The organism is Streptosporangium sp. NPDC006007 (genome assembly GCF_040614315.1).
GTDB lineage: Bacteria > Actinomycetota > Actinomycetes > Streptosporangiales > Streptosporangiaceae > Streptosporangium.
In genome coordinates this window covers 42,074-55,344 of record NZ_JBEXUG010000008.1, presented here as the reverse complement: position 1 = coordinate 55,344, position 13,271 = coordinate 42,074, and the positions used below count along the sequence as shown (strand labels likewise).

Sequence of the window (13,271 nt, the reverse complement as noted above, 5' to 3'; positions counted from 1 at the left end):
GCAAGCGACCGAGTGACCGGCCGAGCGACCGGCCGAGCGATCGACGGAGCGATCGGCCGGACGCCTGGCCGGATGCCCGAACGCTCGCGCGCCGCCCCACGCGGCGCCGCCCTGGCCGCGGAGGGCCGCCTTCCCCCCGAACGCGTGGCGCTCGTCGACCTGCTCGACCGGCTGCTGGCGGGCGGCGTCGTCGTGAGCGGGGACCTCGTGCTCTCCATCGCCGACATCGACCTCGTCCGCATCTCCTTGCGGGCACTGATCATGTCCGTACGGGGATCTGAGACCACGGACGGGGGAGACTGGGATGAACCACCCCTCCGCTGAACCTCCCGGGAACACCGAACCGGCCGGGAGAGCGGGCACTTCCGCCGCCGAACGGGGGCGGGGAGGAGTCGGGGCGGCGCCGTACGGGGAGAACGATGAGGCGCCGTGTCGGACGAGGTCCGCCCGGTTGCGGATCGAGGCCGACACCGAGGCGGTCGAGCGCGACCTGAGCCGCCTCGTGCTGACCCTTGTAGAGCTCGTGCGCCAGCTGGTGGAACGCCAGTGCCTGCGGCGGATGGACCAGGGGGATCTGTCCGACGAGCAGATCGAGAGGCTGGGCCTGACCCTGATGCGCCTCGAAGAGGCCATGGAAGAGCTGTGCGACCGTTTCGGGCTCTCCCCCGAGGATCTCAACCTCGACCTCGGTCCCCTCGGCACCCTCCTCCCGACCGGCTCACCCCACTCCCGGCCGGATCGGCGCGGCTGAGCGGTGCGAGACCCGGCGAACGCTCCCGCCACGGCGTGTGAAGGGGGCCCACGCGAAGATCCGCGCCCGCGGTGAACGAGCGATCGCCACTCTCAAGACCTGGAAGATCTTGGCCAAGCCGCGCCGCTGTCCCTGCCGCGCCACCGCGATCGTGCGGACCGTCCTCGTCCTGCATGACATCGCATCGAAGCGCCGTAGCCGGATGAGAAGACTCGGTGTCAGGCCGGGTCGCCCGTCGTTTCCATCCGGTCAGGATGGAAGATCTCCTCGATGGCCAGGCCGAAGACGTCGGCGATGGTGAACGCCAAGGGCAGGCTGGGGTCGTACCGCTCGGTTTCGATGGCGTTGATGGCCTGCCGGGAGACCTGGCACCGGTCGGCCAGGTCGGCCTGGCTCCACCGGCGGGCCGCACGCAGTTCGCGTAGTCGGTTCCTCATGGTGCGCCGTCACCGGTGCAAGCGGGTACGCAGGTCCGCGATCAGCAGCCAGACCGCCACGCCACCGAGGAGGATCAACTGCGCGAGCTGACGGAGCCGGATGACGCCCGCGGCATCGAGCAGGGTGGCCACCTGCAGCCCTACGAGGACCGCGGCGAACGCGACGGCCATGCTCTCCAGCTGAATCCTGCGCAGGTATTCGTCCGCGCGCCGGAATGCCCGCAGCAGCACCCAGGCCACCGCGAGGGTGAACACGGTGGTGGTCGCGATCCACCAGGCCTTCTGGGCGGTGCTCTGATCGGGGGTGCTGCCCAGGGCCAGGGCGATCCCGCCCAAAGTGGCCACGGGTATGCCGTCGATGAGCACGGCGCGGCGGGCCGCGCGTGTCACCTGGTCCTGCTGTACCTGTTTCGCCATGCGATGAATGTAAGGCGCCCCTTCCATGAAGTCAAGGTCGCTTGACTTCATGGAAGGGACACCTTACATTTCGGTGATGTTGAACGAGAGACGACTCCTGACCCGCCGAGCGCTGCTCGGTAGCGCCGTGGCGTCAGCCATCGCTTCCGTCCCGATGGCCGCCTCGGCGTTCGCCCGGTCGAGACCCGCCGCGGACTCGCCGATCGCCGCCGGCCCCACGCCGGCTCCGGTGCCGCTTACCCTGCCCGCGCCAACCGGCCGGCATCCCCTGGGCACGGTCTGGTTGCACCTGGTCGACCGGGCACGCGCCGATCCCTGGCAGGACTCCCGCCCGGCCCGTGAACTTATGATCCAAATCTGGTACCCGGCACACGCGGCCCCCGGCCACCCGCCCGCGCCGTGGATGTCACCCGGTGGCGCCACCGTCTTCGAGCGGGAACAGGGCATCCCGTCCGGCACGCTGCTGCTGCCGGCCACGCACGCCCGCCTGGCCGCACCGGTGGACCCCGGCCGGTGCGGGAGGCCGGTCCTCCTGTACTCGCCGGGCCTGCGCAGCGACCGCAGCCTCGGCACCGTCCTGATCGAGGAACTGACCAGCCACGGCTACCTGGTCGTGGCCATCGACCACACCTACGACGCCGACCAGGTCGAGTTTCCCGGCGGCCGGGTGGAAACCTTCGCCGTGACCGGCGACATCGACGACGCCCTGATCGCCAAGGCCCTCGCGGTGCGCACCGCGGACACCCGGTTCGTGCTGGACCGGCTCACCGCGCTCAACGCCGGACACAACGCCGACGCCGGACGGCGCCCCCTGCCACCCGCCCTCGCCGGAGCGTTCGACCTGTCCCGCACAGGCATGCTCGGTCACTCCCTCGGTGGCGCCACAGCCGCCGCGGCCATCCGCGCCGACCGGCGCCTGCGGGCCGGCGTCAACCTGGACGGCAGCCTTCCGCCACCTGTCACCGCGGGCACCGACCGCCCCTTCCTTCTCTTCGGCAGCGACCCCGGCCCAGGTCCGGAGGATCCCAGCTGGGATCGGTTCTTGGCCGGCCAGCGCGGCTGGAAACGCGAACTGGCCCTCATCGGCTCCACCCACACCTCGTTCACCGACCTGGAAACGCTGCTCCCCCAGGCCGCGCCCATCCTCGGGTTGACGCCCAGCCAGGTGACGCAGGCGATCGGCACCCTCGACCCGCACCGCGCCATCCACGCGCAACGCGACTACGTACGAGCGTTCTTCGACCTTCATCTACGCCACCTCGACAACCACCTGCTCCAGCGCCCCTCACCCCGCTACCCGCAGATCCGCTTCCTCCGATGAGGCGCCGGCCGTCCCCGCACCACGCTCACCCCTCCAAGCCCGCGATGATCCCGGGCCTGGACCGGCGACACCTCGGGCGGCCCCACCCGCCGTCGAGGCCGGCGGCCCGGCACCCCGGCCGGTGGCCGTGGTGTCGCCCGCGCTTCAACAAGGGGGCGCCGAAGCGTGCCTGCGGGCTTGCCCGGTCTCCCCGGACGGTGAGCGAACGGGTGGACGGGCGGGTGTCGATAGACTGGGGGGACCGATTGAGGTTTTCCCTGGGGGTCTTGGTGTCAGAGTTCGACACGGTCCTGGTCGTCGACTTCGGCGCGCAGTACGCGCAGCTGATCGCGCGACGGGTGCGTGAATGCCACGTCTACTCCGAGGTCGTCCCTTCGACGATGCCGGTCGAGGAGATGATGGCCAAGAAGCCCAAGGCCGTCATCCTGTCCGGCGGTCCCTCGTCGGTCTACGCCGAAGGCGCCCCGGCCGCGCCCGCCGGCCTGTTCGAGACCGGGGTGCCGACCTTCGGCATCTGCTACGGCTTCCAGGTCATGGCCCAGGCGCTCGGCGGCGAGGTGGCCAGGACCGGCGTCGCGGAGTACGGCGGGACCCGCCTCGACGTGACGCGGGAGGGCGTGCTCTTCGCCTCGCTGCCCGCCAGGCAGTCGGTCTGGATGTCCCACGGCGACAGTGTGGCCACCGCCCCCGAGGGCTTCCTCGTCACCGCCTCGACCTCCCAGACGCCGGTCGCCGCGTTCGAGCACCCCGGGCGCGGCCTGTACGGCGTGCAGTTCCACCCCGAGGTCCTCCACTCCGAGCACGGCCAGGCCGTCCTGAAGCGCTTCCTCGACGCGGCCGGCTGCCGCCCCTCCTGGACGATGCTCAACATCGTCGAGGACGCCGTCGAGTCGGTCCGCGCCCAGATCGGCCCCGAGGGCCGTGCCATCTGCGCGCTCTCCGGCGGCGTGGACTCCGCGGTCGCCGCCGCCATGGTGCAGCGGGCCATCGGTGACAGGCTGACCTGCGTGTTCGTCGACCACGGGCTATTGCGCAAGGGCGAGGCCGAGCAGGTCGAGCGCGACTTCGTCGAGATCACCGGAGTCAGGCTCAGGGTGGTCGACGCCCAGGAACGCTTCCTCAAGGCGCTCGACGGGGTCACCGACCCCGAGGAGAAGCGCAAGATCATCGGCCGTGAGTTCATCCGGGTCTTCGAGGACGAGCAGCGCGCCATCCTCGCCGACGGCCCGGTCGACTTCCTCGTCCAGGGCACGCTCTACCCCGACGTGGTCGAGTCCGGCGGCGGCACCGGCACCGCCAACATCAAGTCGCACCACAACGTCGGCGGCCTCCCCGACGACCTGCGGTTCTCCCTGGTGGAGCCGCTCCGCGCGCTGTTCAAGGACGAGGTCCGCCGCGCGGGCGAGGAGCTCGGCCTGCCCGCCGCGATGGTCTGGCGCCAGCCGTTCCCCGGCCCCGGCCTGGGCATCCGCATCGTCGGCGCGGTTACCCGCGACCGCTTGGAGATCCTCCGCGAGGCGGACGCCATCGCCCGCGAGGAGCTCTCCCGCGCCGGTCTCGACCGGGAGATCTGGCAATGCCCGGTCGTCCTGCTCGCCGACGTCCGCTCGGTGGGTGTGCAGGGCGACGGCCGGACCTACGGCCACCCGATCGTCCTGCGCCCGGTCTCCAGCGAGGACGCCATGACCGCCGACTGGTCCCGCGTCCCCTACGACGTGCTCTCCCGCATCTCCACCCGGATCACCAACGAGGTCCGCGAGGTCAACCGGGTGGTGCTCGACGTCACCAGCAAGCCGCCGGGCACCATCGAATGGGAGTGAACAGGCGACGCGGCCCCCGAAGCCCCGTGCCGGGGGCCGCGCCCGTTCCGTGGGACACGAGCCCGGCTCAGAGGGCGGGCACCCGGTCCAGGAAGCCGTAGACGGTCCGGATGAGGCCGTCCTCGGTCAGAATCGCGACGTCGAAGCCGATCACGATCGCCTCGCCCCCCTCGGGGCCCAGGTGCCAGGTGAAGCGGACCAGGTCGTGGTGGGCGTCGACGTCGCCGCCCAGGGTGAAGACCAGGCCGGGGAACTGCTGCTGGACGGCGTTGATCGCGGCGTCGATCGCGTCGCGGCCGGTGACGTCGGCAATCGGGTCGACATAGCGGGCATCCCCGGTCCAGACGGCGTCGATCTCCGCACGACGCTCGGCCACGTCGGTCATGTTCCAGATGGCCAGATAGCGCTCGACCAGCTTCGCGGCGTTGTTCATCCCGCCCGTCTCCTTGCTCTCGGGGATTCCTGCGAACGTTCTCGCAGGTCACCACGGTATGGAGATCGGCCACCCCCGGAATCCGTCACACACCGGTACTTCTCGCCCCCGCTATCCGTCATCCCGCCCTCGCCTCCGGCGGATTGTCGAATCGCGTTACGGAAAGGAACCGTCCTGTAACAATACGTTACGCAATCATGGTGTTCCGTGACCACCTCACCCCCCGTCAGGTTCGGCTACATTGACGAGTCCATCCACGATTCGGCCGGCCTCTACGTTGTCGCGCCGGTAAGTGCCGTCCCCTCGCCGGCCGACCAGGTGCGCGGTGCGCTCGCGGCCTGTGTTCCGGCCGCCAGGCGTCCTCACTGGCACGGCGAGGACGAGGCCACGAAGTATGCGCTGGTCCGAGCCGTCGCGACGTTACCGAATCCCACTGACGGGACGGGAAGAGCTCCATTTGAAGGCGCTTGGGCGGATTGTCCGAGGAGTGATGTGCGAGCAGGTCACCCTGTGAAACGCAAAGGCCGGGTGCCCGTCATGCGGCGGGAAGCCCGGCCTCACTTCACAGTCCTAGTGGACTGCGCATCACCCATTGTAGTCGGATCATCGCTCATGTTCAGCTCTTTGCCGGTACGGAGGAAAGCCGGGCCGTCCGGCAGAGACAGGCCGGGACAGAGGGGGGCGCCTCGGGGAGGCGGTTTGTCATTACTCGCCGCGTTTCTGTGTGACGTCTGCCAGGAGCGCGCGGACCTCGGTCGCCCGGTAGCGGCGGTGGCCGCCGAGGGTGCGGACGGACGCCAGCTTGCCCGCCAGGGCCCAGCGGTTGACGGTTTTGGGGTTGACGCGGAACATCAGGGCGACTTCGGCCGGGGTGAGCAGCGGCTCGAAGCGGGGTGAGGTGGCGGGGAGAGGGGGGATGGCGGTGGAGCCGTCGTCATCGAGGATCTTGATGCTTTTCATCGGGGGATCTCTCCTGGTGGGGGCAGGGGTTATCGGCGGATGTGGTCGAGGAGTTCGGTGCGTACGGCGAGCGCGGTGGCTATGCGTTTGGGGGTGCACCGGCCGGATCGTGGGGTGTGGTCCGGCCGGTGCGGGCGGCCTCCTTCCCCTCCAGGAGAGGGCCGCGTTGGGGTGCGGCCCGGGTCCCCTCCGGCCTGGGTCGCACGGTGGTGGGTGCGGCGGCGTCCCCTGGGAGGTGATGCCGCCGCCGCACCGGCTTTTTAGGCCGCGTCCTGGTAGGGGTGGCGGGGGTGGTGGGGCGCGGCGGCGGGTGCCGGGGAAGGGGCGCCGCCGCGCCTGCTTGGGGGAGAGGAGGATGCCGGGGGTGCCGGAGGTATTAGGGATGCCGGGGCGGTGAGGGGGATCTCACGGCGGGAGGTCACGGCCATGATCGCCTCGTACATCCGCCTCTCCAGTTCCTCGGACGTGGCGGCTTCGACCATCAGGAATTCGGAGGTCGCCCAGGTGGCCATGGCGTAGAAGCGTCGGCTGCCGACGCCGTACAGCACGGTCCAGCTCGGCCACGCCTGCGCCAGCCGTTCGGCCTGGGCGCGGGCCGGGCCGTCCCACAACCGGCGGTGCACCATGGAGGTGCGGGCCTGCCCGGCGCGGTGACGGCCGGAAGTGCCGGAGGGGTGGGAGTCGCGGCGCCACATCACGACCTCACCGCCTGGGCCGCCGCCGTCTCCTCCTGGCGTGCGGTCTCGGCCCGCAACTGCTCGAAGGTGTCGGCGTCCACCGTGCGCTCGGCTCCGGCGTAGGCGGCCTGGGTGGAGAACGGCTCCCGGCGGCTGGCCCAGAAGCGGCCCCTGTCGCTGAGGAACACCTGCCAGCCGGGGATCACCGGCGTCGCGGACGTCGCGGACGCGGGTCTCGCGGACTGGGGCGTTGTGGATCTACCATCGTGCATGGATCGGACCTCCAGAGTCCGGTCGAGGGCTCGTCCGGACGTGGGTAGCGTCGGGCGAGCCCGTTTTGCGGGTGGGGGAAGAAGGTTCCGGGGGGCGCCGTACGGCGCGTGCGGTCGCCGGGGCGGTGCAGCGGTTTCGCGAGGGCCGCTGATGGCCGGGGGCATGGTGCGGGGTGCGGGGCGACGGTCGTCTTCGCGCCGGGGCGGCGCGGTGGCGGTCCGGAACGGCGGTGCGGGGCGTCGGAGGGGGCGGGGCGTTTGCTTGGGTGGCGGCGCCGGTACGGCGGGCGCGGACGGGGCGATCGCGGGCTGTTCGGGGCGGCGCTGCGCGGGCACCAGGGGGATGACCTCGGCCGGGGCCACGTCGGCGGGCGGCTCGAAGACGGGCAGAGGGTGACCGAGGCGGCGAGCCTGAAGGCGCATCTGCATCAGCGCACCGGACGGCTGTACGTACTCGTGGTCAGCGGACTGGCCGGGACAGCCGTGTGCGTAGGGGGCGTGCCCGCAGGCGGCGCACCCCATCGGCATCGGTACGGCGTCGGCGAAGCAGCCGCAGCCGCCTCGGGACGCCATGGCCCGGTCGAGGATCGGGGCACTATGGTGTGCCATGGGTCAGGACTCACTTCCTGATCAAGGGCCCGTCCGGTCGTCGCTAGCGCCGGACGAGTCCGCCTTAACGCCACCGCGTCGATGTGATCGCCGTCGGCCGCGCGAGGGTTCGGACCGCCCTATGGTGATTCAGGTAGCACGCGAGAAGTGACACAGCGTGTGTCACTCACTACAGCCCCTAGATTGCGCCCACCCATTCGGCGAATCCGACCAGACTCTCGCTGCTGGCCCGGTAGAGACGCAGCAAGGTCTCGGTATCCTCCTGAACCCACCGGTGTTGGCGTGTGTGCTGGGGAGCGATGCGTCGGGCTATCTTCAGCGACTCGAAGGCTGCCTCCTTCAGACCTGCCCAGAGTTGAGCGCGTGCCAGTTCGACGTAATAGCCACTTCGGCGTTCGGCGGGGATCTCAGACGGGGGTGCCCAGTTGTCGCTGATGTTGAGAGCTAGCTGTAGGTAACGATCTCCGAGGCTGACGGCGACCGAGACCTCGTGGATGCGGACCGAACTCGGTCCGAAAGCCGTACCGTAGTAGATGCCCTCGGTCACGAGATCGCCGAGTCGTTGTGCCTCAGCGAGGTGGCTCACGGCGGCATCGGGGTTGGCGGCCCGGGCCGCGATGACGGCGGCCCGCATGTGGAGGGAGCCCAGGACGCCGATCTGCTGGCGTTGCCGCCCGGCCGGCAGGCGGTCGATCTCTGATTCGATGGCTCGCAGTCCTGTGTGATACGCCTGCGCGGCGAAAAAGATCTCCGTTCGCACGTAGGCCGTTGATGCCGTGAGAAGGGGATCATCAACGAGGCCGGAAGCGCCGCGCATCAGCTCGATCAGCCGGGCCGACAAGTCGTGGTAGCCGTATTTGTACGCTACCGCGTCAGCCGACCGGTAAATGGCGACAAGTAACGGCGTGATATCGGAATGCGTCGAATTCTTCGATCCGTTAAGCCCGCGAATAAGCTCCGCAATCAGGTCGGGCACTGTGCGGGACAGGCGGACGTACTGAGCGTCCAGTCGCCATTGCACTGCTTCGTTGACGGCCGCTCGCAGGTGGTAGGTAGGACGTACTGGGCCGTCATCCGGGAGGTCGTAGGAGGCTATGACCGTGCGCAGGAGAGGAATCGCGTCATGGACTCGGCTGTCCAGGCGTGTGGTTTCGCCGAGCAGTCGAGACGGGTCAACGCCCAATGCCGCTGCGATAGCTTCGAGCACGCTATCGCTGGGGATGCGAACGCCCTGTTCCAATTTCCGGATCATGCTCGGAGAGACATTTGCCGCCTGGGCGAGGCCGACCTGCGTCATACGGTGCGCGCTGCGAATCGAGGCTATGCGCTGCCCTAATCCGTCGCTATGTGTTGCGGGGGGCATTTTCAGCTCCATTCGGAACTTCCGGAGAGGAGGGAGAGGAGCTCTATGATGCTATCAATTCGCCAATCAGCTGAATGTAGAATAGCTGGATCGTTTCCCCATAAATTCCCCCAAGGGCCCCGCCGGATCATGCATGCCAGCAAACCCGCCGCTTTCGCGGGGATGATGTCGTTGGCTGGATGGTCGCCGACATAGACCGTCTCTCCGGGTGCCGCTCCGCCCAGCTCGACAACGCGGCGGAAGAACGCGAGGTCCGGTTTCGCCACTCCCCACTCCTCCGACGTCGCGATCTCATCGACGGGAAGCGATAGGCCGCGCACGAGGTTCCCCGCCCTGGCCGTCTGGTTACCGGCGACGCACACGCGGATTCCCATGTCGCGTAGCCCCTGGAGCCCTTGCCGGACGTCGGGGTACAGGTCGGTCTCATCGAGGTACTCGCCGTGCCCGGAATCTTCCCGGGCCCGGCGTTCCTCGCGCAGGTCTATGCCGGGCCGGAGCAGGTGCACCGCTTCCGCGTTGTCCAGGCCCAGTGCCGTCACCGCGCCCACGAGAGCGGACAAGGTGTGCCGGGGGACGCCGAGCCAGTCGGCCCAGGATGCCCAGTACCGATCGTCTCGGACCAGCGTCTCACCGATGTCGAACACCACAGCCCTGATCACACCTGGCAGGGTAGGCCAAGTCCGCACCGATCCGGATACGGTGATTCGACCGGCCACCGTACGGCGCTTCGGTGTGTCGGTCGCGAGTATCCCGGTGGGCGTCACGAGACAGCTCGTTGATCTCTTGACCGAATCATCGGCCCATGGCCACCGAGTCCGTGATGGACTCTGTTACGGGCCGTCCGGCTCGCCGGGGACGGTGTCGTCCAGGCCGGGTAGCGCGCCGCGCAGCATGCACTCACTTGGGCGACACGCATGCTGCCTGGAGGGCGCAGCAGAGGGCTTTGCGGCTCTGTCCGGATAGCGACTACATGGATCTCACTCTGACGCGCCTCGACCGGACGATCTGCCTTGTGCGCGAAGGAGACATCACCGCGGTTTTGGAATATGCGATCGGTACTCTCGCTCCCCTCACAGAGCCGCAGAGGCGGGGGATCATTACCTTGCGTGGACGTGACGTTTTGGCAGTGCTGCCCCACCGGCAGCGGGCGCTGCCGACCACGCGGCAGCTATGCGAGCTGCTGACACCAACAACCGGCGGAGAGGCAGAGTATCCATGACCGTAACCCTCGCGTCGCCCGAAAACGCTGATGCGATCGTAGCCTTGCTCGAAGAGATGGATCGCTTCTACGGGGCGACGGACATCGAACCCTTCGATGTTCGCGTACGCCAGGTACAGCAGGCGCTTTTCGCTGATCCGCCGGCTGCTTATGCGCTGCTGGCCTGGGAGGGTGAGAAGCTTGCCGGTATCGCCTCCTACTCCTTTCTGTGGCCTGCCGTGGGCCTGACTCGGTCGCTCTACTTGAAGGAGCTGTACGTCAGCCAGGAGCAACGGAGGGCCGGGATCGGGACGTTGCTTATGCGGGCTCTGTTCGAGATCGCAGCCAAGCATGAATGTAGCCGAGTTGAGTGGACCACCGACAAGGACAACGCGGCTGCTCAGCGGTTTTACGAAAAGCTCGACCCGTTGAGACTACCGACGGAGCTGTTCTACCGAGTAGACAGTGAAATGATCGATCAACGACTGCGTTGATGACCGCGTCTGAACATCTGTAGCGGGTTGAGCTGATGTTCGGGCGCCTCGTCGGCGCGTGCCTGTTTCCGGAGGAGTCCGTGGTGCTCGTCACTGCGGTGAGGAGTAACCACTTCTGGCGGAAGGGAGAGTTGTGTGACGGCCGTGCCCTCGCGCTATCCGGACCTCGCCGCTCAGATCCGGACACGGATCGAGACCGGCGAGTGGGAGCCCGGAGCCAGGCTCCCGCGTCTGGACGACTTCGCATCGCAGCACGGCGCGGACCAGGACACGATCGGCCGATTCAGACTGAGCGAAGGGGAGTTGTTCGGTTCGGCGGACATGCCGCTTCCGGCTCTCGCTCTCCCGTCTCTCGCGCCCGATCCGGAGCTGTACGAACGGTTGACTTCCTCCCCACGCCTGAAGGCGGGGGATTCCCTTGAGTGAGGCGCGTTCACGCGGCCTCCGCCTCGGGTGGTTGGCGCTTCACAGACCGCCCAACGGCGAGGTCTCCACGCCCTGTCACCGCCAGCCCGGCGGCGAGGATGTTCTTCGCGGCGTTCACGTCGGCGTTGCCGGTGTAGGCGCAGGAGGTGCAGGCGAAGACCGCTTGGCTCTCGCGGGACTTCGCATCCACCGTCCCGCACGCCGAGCAGCGCTGCGAGGTGTACGCGGCAGGCACTCGCACGATGCGGGAGCCGTTGTAACGGGCCTTGTGCTCCAGAGCGGCGAGCAGCCCGCCCCAGCCCTTATTCAGGATGGCGCGGCTGAGCCCGGCTTTCTGCCGGACGTTCTTCCCGGGCGCTTCGACGGTGCCCTTGGCGCCGGCCGTCATGTTGCGGATCTTCAGGTCTTCGACGGCGACCAGCCCATGGTCACGGGTGAGCGTGTTCGCCGTCCACGACAGGAAGTCTGTACGCCGGTTGCGGATACGGGCGTTCAGCTTCCCGATCTTCGCCTTAGTGGCGGCCCGCCCGTTGGAACCCCTCTTCTGCCGTGCGAGTTTCCGCTGGAGCCGCTTCAGCCGCGCGGTCTCGCCGGTGGTGACGAACGCCCGGTCGCGCATCCACCCGCCGGAGGTGGCCACCGCCACGGCCACGCCACGGTCCACACCCACGGCGGGCTTGCCGTTCGGAGATACCTCGGCCAGGCCGTCTTCGACGCAGAACGAGATGTACCAGCGCCCGCCGTCCTTGAGGACGGTTGCGTTGCGGAACTCTCCGACCGTGCGGGACCAGCGGAACCTCACCCAGCCGAGCTTCGGGAGCTTGACCCGGCCCCAGCGCTTGGAGAGGCCCTCCACGGCGATGTGTTTCGGGTCGGGAAAACGGAAGGTCGGCGGGCTCTTCCGCCGCGATCGCCAGCGTACTTTGAACGTGCCGTGCGTCTTGCACGCTTTGTCCAGGTCGCGGAGCGTCTGCTGGAGCGTGTGCGAAGGGGCCGCGGCCAGCCACGGGAAGTCCTTCTTGGCTTCGGCCGTCTGCCGGGCCTGCTCCACGTAGTTGATCCACGCGCCGCGCTGCCGGTAGGTGCGGCGCTGTTCCAGGGCGGTGTTCCATACCATCCGGCAGGCGTCGCCGATGAGTTCGGCGAAGGCTTCCTGCTCGGGCGTGAATGCCAGGAGATATCGGCGGCCGGTCAGCATTCAGCGGCCTTTCTGCTGCTCGACGTACCGCTTCACCGCGGCGAGCGGGGCGCCGCCGACGGTGGCCACGAAGTAGGAGTTCGTCCACAACGTCGGAAGCTTCGACTTCAGGTGCGGGAACTCCTCGCGCAGTACGCGGGACGAGCGGCCTTTGATGGCCTTCACCAGGCGGTGAACGCCGTACTGGGGGTCGACCTCGATCAGCAGGTGGACATGGTCGGGCATGACCTCCATCTCCACCAGCCACGCCCCTTTCTCATCCACGATCTCGCGGATGAGGTCCTTCAACCGTTCTTCGATCCGGCCGCCCAGCACGCGCCGCCGGTACTTCGGGCACCACACGACGTGGAACGCGCACTGAAAGACGACGTTGCTGTTCGACCGCAGGGTTACAGCCACAACAACAGTATACAGAAGGAGGCTATCTAATGATCTGAAGGGTAGATGGATGGGCTAACCCCACGGATAAATCCGGGGGTCTGCGCCCAAGATTTTCGATCAAGAGCGCGGCGGAGCGCCCCGGCGATGAGCCGCCGTGGATGTACTTCTACGGTGAGGGTTGGTTCTTCATGCAACGCGGCATGGCCGAGCTGGAACTCGGCGACGGCCGACGCGCGGTGCCGCTTCTTGAACGAGGGTTGTCGAGGCTTCCGGAGTCTTACCGGCGCGACCGCGCGTGGTTCGGGGCGTGCCTGGCGCGTGCCCACGCGATGACGGGCGAGGCCGAGGCGGCGACGGTGACGGCGCTCGGCGTCGCGCCCGACGCCGTGGCCGTGAACACCTACGCCGTCCGGGATCTTCGCAAGGTGGTCAGGCTGCTCGACCGCATGCGCGCGCCGGGCGCGCGGGACCTCGAAGAAGCGCTCTCGATGTCGGCCTGAACCGAGGCTGTGCG

17 protein-coding genes and 1 pseudogene are annotated in these 13,271 nt (G+C 68.5%); 8 read left to right on the top strand and 10 right to left on the bottom strand.

What is annotated here, in order from left to right:
- Window positions 1-12: 12 nt before the first annotated feature.
- The 3 genes and pseudogenes from ABZ194_RS09090 to ABZ194_RS09080 all read left to right on the top strand — a co-directional run.
- Window positions 13-324 carry a gas vesicle protein gene (locus tag ABZ194_RS09090; RefSeq protein ID WP_355594036.1) on the top strand — a complete coding sequence of 104 codons (312 nt, stop codon included), beginning with the start codon at window positions 13-15 and terminating at the stop codon, window positions 322-324.
- A gap of 127 nt (window positions 325-451) precedes the next feature.
- Entirely contained in the window at window positions 452-751 is a 300-nt protein-coding gene (locus ABZ194_RS09085) for a gas vesicle protein K (RefSeq protein ID WP_355594034.1), read from the top strand.
- Between the two features lie 46 nt (window positions 752-797).
- Window positions 798-944 (top strand): annotated as a pseudogene (locus ABZ194_RS09080) (IS5/IS1182 family transposase); the annotation flags it as partial.
- Between the two features lie 25 nt (window positions 945-969).
- Here ABZ194_RS09080 and ABZ194_RS09075 read toward each other — a convergent pair.
- Complete coding sequence (locus ABZ194_RS09075) at window positions 970-1,188, bottom strand: helix-turn-helix transcriptional regulator (RefSeq protein WP_355594033.1); 219 nt, start codon at window positions 1,186-1,188, stop codon at window positions 970-972.
- 9 nt (window positions 1,189-1,197) lie between these two features.
- Complete coding sequence (locus tag ABZ194_RS09070; protein WP_355594031.1) at window positions 1,198-1,605, bottom strand: hypothetical protein; 408 nt, start codon at window positions 1,603-1,605, stop codon at window positions 1,198-1,200.
- Between the two features lie 76 nt (window positions 1,606-1,681).
- On the opposite strand from ABZ194_RS09070, the gene ABZ194_RS09065 reads away from it, so the two are divergent.
- The gene (locus tag ABZ194_RS09065; RefSeq protein WP_355594029.1) at window positions 1,682-2,926 is read left to right on the top strand and encodes a lipase; all 1,245 of its coding nucleotides are present in this window, start codon (window positions 1,682-1,684) and stop codon (window positions 2,924-2,926) included.
- A gap of 269 nt (window positions 2,927-3,195) precedes the next feature.
- Entirely contained in the window at window positions 3,196-4,746 is a 1,551-nt protein-coding gene (guaA, locus tag ABZ194_RS09060; RefSeq protein ID WP_355594027.1) for a glutamine-hydrolyzing GMP synthase, read from the top strand.
- A gap of 67 nt (window positions 4,747-4,813) precedes the next feature.
- Here guaA and ABZ194_RS09055 read toward each other — a convergent pair whose 3' ends face one another.
- From ABZ194_RS09055 to ABZ194_RS09030, 6 genes are all read right to left on the bottom strand, one after another.
- Window positions 4,814-5,179 carry a nuclear transport factor 2 family protein gene (locus ABZ194_RS09055; RefSeq protein ID WP_355594025.1) on the bottom strand — a complete coding sequence of 122 codons (366 nt, stop codon included), beginning with the start codon at window positions 5,177-5,179 and terminating at the stop codon, window positions 4,814-4,816.
- 705 nt (window positions 5,180-5,884) lie between these two features.
- Window positions 5,885-6,139 carry a BldC family transcriptional regulator gene (locus tag ABZ194_RS09050; protein WP_355594023.1) on the bottom strand — a complete coding sequence of 85 codons (255 nt, stop codon included), beginning with the start codon at window positions 6,137-6,139 and terminating at the stop codon, window positions 5,885-5,887.
- Between the two features lie 260 nt (window positions 6,140-6,399).
- Complete coding sequence (locus ABZ194_RS09045; RefSeq protein ID WP_355594021.1) at window positions 6,400-6,837, bottom strand: hypothetical protein; 438 nt, start codon at window positions 6,835-6,837, stop codon at window positions 6,400-6,402.
- Window positions 6,834-7,697 carry a hypothetical protein gene (locus tag ABZ194_RS09040; protein WP_355594019.1) on the bottom strand — a complete coding sequence of 288 codons (864 nt, stop codon included), beginning with the start codon at window positions 7,695-7,697 and terminating at the stop codon, window positions 6,834-6,836. Before ABZ194_RS09040 ends, ABZ194_RS09045 begins: the two co-directional genes overlap by 4 nt.
- A gap of 178 nt (window positions 7,698-7,875) precedes the next feature.
- Window positions 7,876-9,060: a helix-turn-helix transcriptional regulator gene (locus ABZ194_RS09035; RefSeq protein WP_355594275.1), complete on the bottom strand. Its 1,185-nt coding sequence runs from the start codon at window positions 9,058-9,060 to the stop codon at window positions 7,876-7,878.
- A 2-nt stretch (window positions 9,061-9,062) separates the two neighbouring features.
- A complete protein-coding gene (locus ABZ194_RS09030) occupies window positions 9,063-9,719 on the bottom strand; it encodes an HAD family hydrolase (RefSeq protein ID WP_355594017.1) in 657 nt (218 codons plus the stop codon).
- A 556-nt stretch (window positions 9,720-10,275) separates the two neighbouring features.
- On the opposite strand from ABZ194_RS09030, the gene ABZ194_RS09025 reads away from it, so the two are divergent.
- Together ABZ194_RS09025 and ABZ194_RS09020 are read left to right on the top strand one after the other, a co-directional pair.
- Window positions 10,276-10,752: a GNAT family N-acetyltransferase gene (locus ABZ194_RS09025; protein WP_355594015.1), complete on the top strand. Its 477-nt coding sequence runs from the start codon at window positions 10,276-10,278 to the stop codon at window positions 10,750-10,752.
- A gap of 135 nt (window positions 10,753-10,887) precedes the next feature.
- The gene (locus tag ABZ194_RS09020; RefSeq protein WP_355594013.1) at window positions 10,888-11,178 is read left to right on the top strand and encodes a hypothetical protein; all 291 of its coding nucleotides are present in this window, start codon (window positions 10,888-10,890) and stop codon (window positions 11,176-11,178) included.
- 7 nt (window positions 11,179-11,185) lie between these two features.
- On the opposite strand, the gene ABZ194_RS09015 is transcribed toward ABZ194_RS09020, so the two are convergent.
- Complete coding sequence (locus ABZ194_RS09015; protein ID WP_355594011.1) at window positions 11,186-12,376, bottom strand: transposase; 1,191 nt, start codon at window positions 12,374-12,376, stop codon at window positions 11,186-11,188.
- Window positions 12,377-12,775, bottom strand: a complete 399-nt coding sequence (gene tnpA, locus ABZ194_RS09010) for an IS200/IS605 family transposase (protein ID WP_355594009.1) — start codon at window positions 12,773-12,775, stop codon at window positions 12,377-12,379.
- Window positions 12,776-12,915: 140 nt separating this feature from the next.
- Between tnpA and ABZ194_RS09005 the strand changes: the two genes are divergently transcribed.
- A complete protein-coding gene (locus ABZ194_RS09005) occupies window positions 12,916-13,257 on the top strand; it encodes a hypothetical protein (RefSeq protein ID WP_355594007.1) in 342 nt (113 codons plus the stop codon).
- Window positions 13,258-13,271 lie beyond the last annotated feature (14 nt).

Bases quoted from the DNA above. Each gene is read 5' to 3' on its own strand.
- ABZ194_RS09075 (WP_355594033.1), bottom strand. From the start codon at position 1,188: ATGAGGAACCGACTACGCGAACTGCGTGCGGCCCGCCGGTGGAGCCAG.
- ABZ194_RS09070 (WP_355594031.1), bottom strand. From the start codon at position 1,605: ATGGCGAAACAGGTACAGCAGGACCAGGTGACACGCGCGGCCCGCCGC.
- ABZ194_RS09065 (WP_355594029.1), top strand. From the start codon at position 1,682: ATGTTGAACGAGAGACGACTCCTGACCCGCCGAGCGCTGCTCGGTAGC.
- ABZ194_RS09055 (WP_355594025.1), bottom strand. From the start codon at position 5,179: ATGAACAACGCCGCGAAGCTGGTCGAGCGCTATCTGGCCATCTGGAAC.
- ABZ194_RS09050 (WP_355594023.1), bottom strand. From the start codon at position 6,139: ATGAAAAGCATCAAGATCCTCGATGACGACGGCTCCACCGCCATCCCC.
- ABZ194_RS09040 (WP_355594019.1), bottom strand. From the start codon at position 7,697: ATGGCACACCATAGTGCCCCGATCCTCGACCGGGCCATGGCGTCCCGA.
- ABZ194_RS09035 (WP_355594275.1), bottom strand. From the start codon at position 9,060: ATGCCCCCCGCAACACATAGCGACGGATTAGGGCAGCGCATAGCCTCG.
- ABZ194_RS09025 (WP_355594015.1), top strand. From the start codon at position 10,276: ATGACCGTAACCCTCGCGTCGCCCGAAAACGCTGATGCGATCGTAGCC.
- ABZ194_RS09015 (WP_355594011.1), bottom strand. From the start codon at position 12,376: ATGCTGACCGGCCGCCGATATCTCCTGGCATTCACGCCCGAGCAGGAA.
- ABZ194_RS09005 (WP_355594007.1), top strand. From the start codon at position 12,916: ATGTACTTCTACGGTGAGGGTTGGTTCTTCATGCAACGCGGCATGGCC.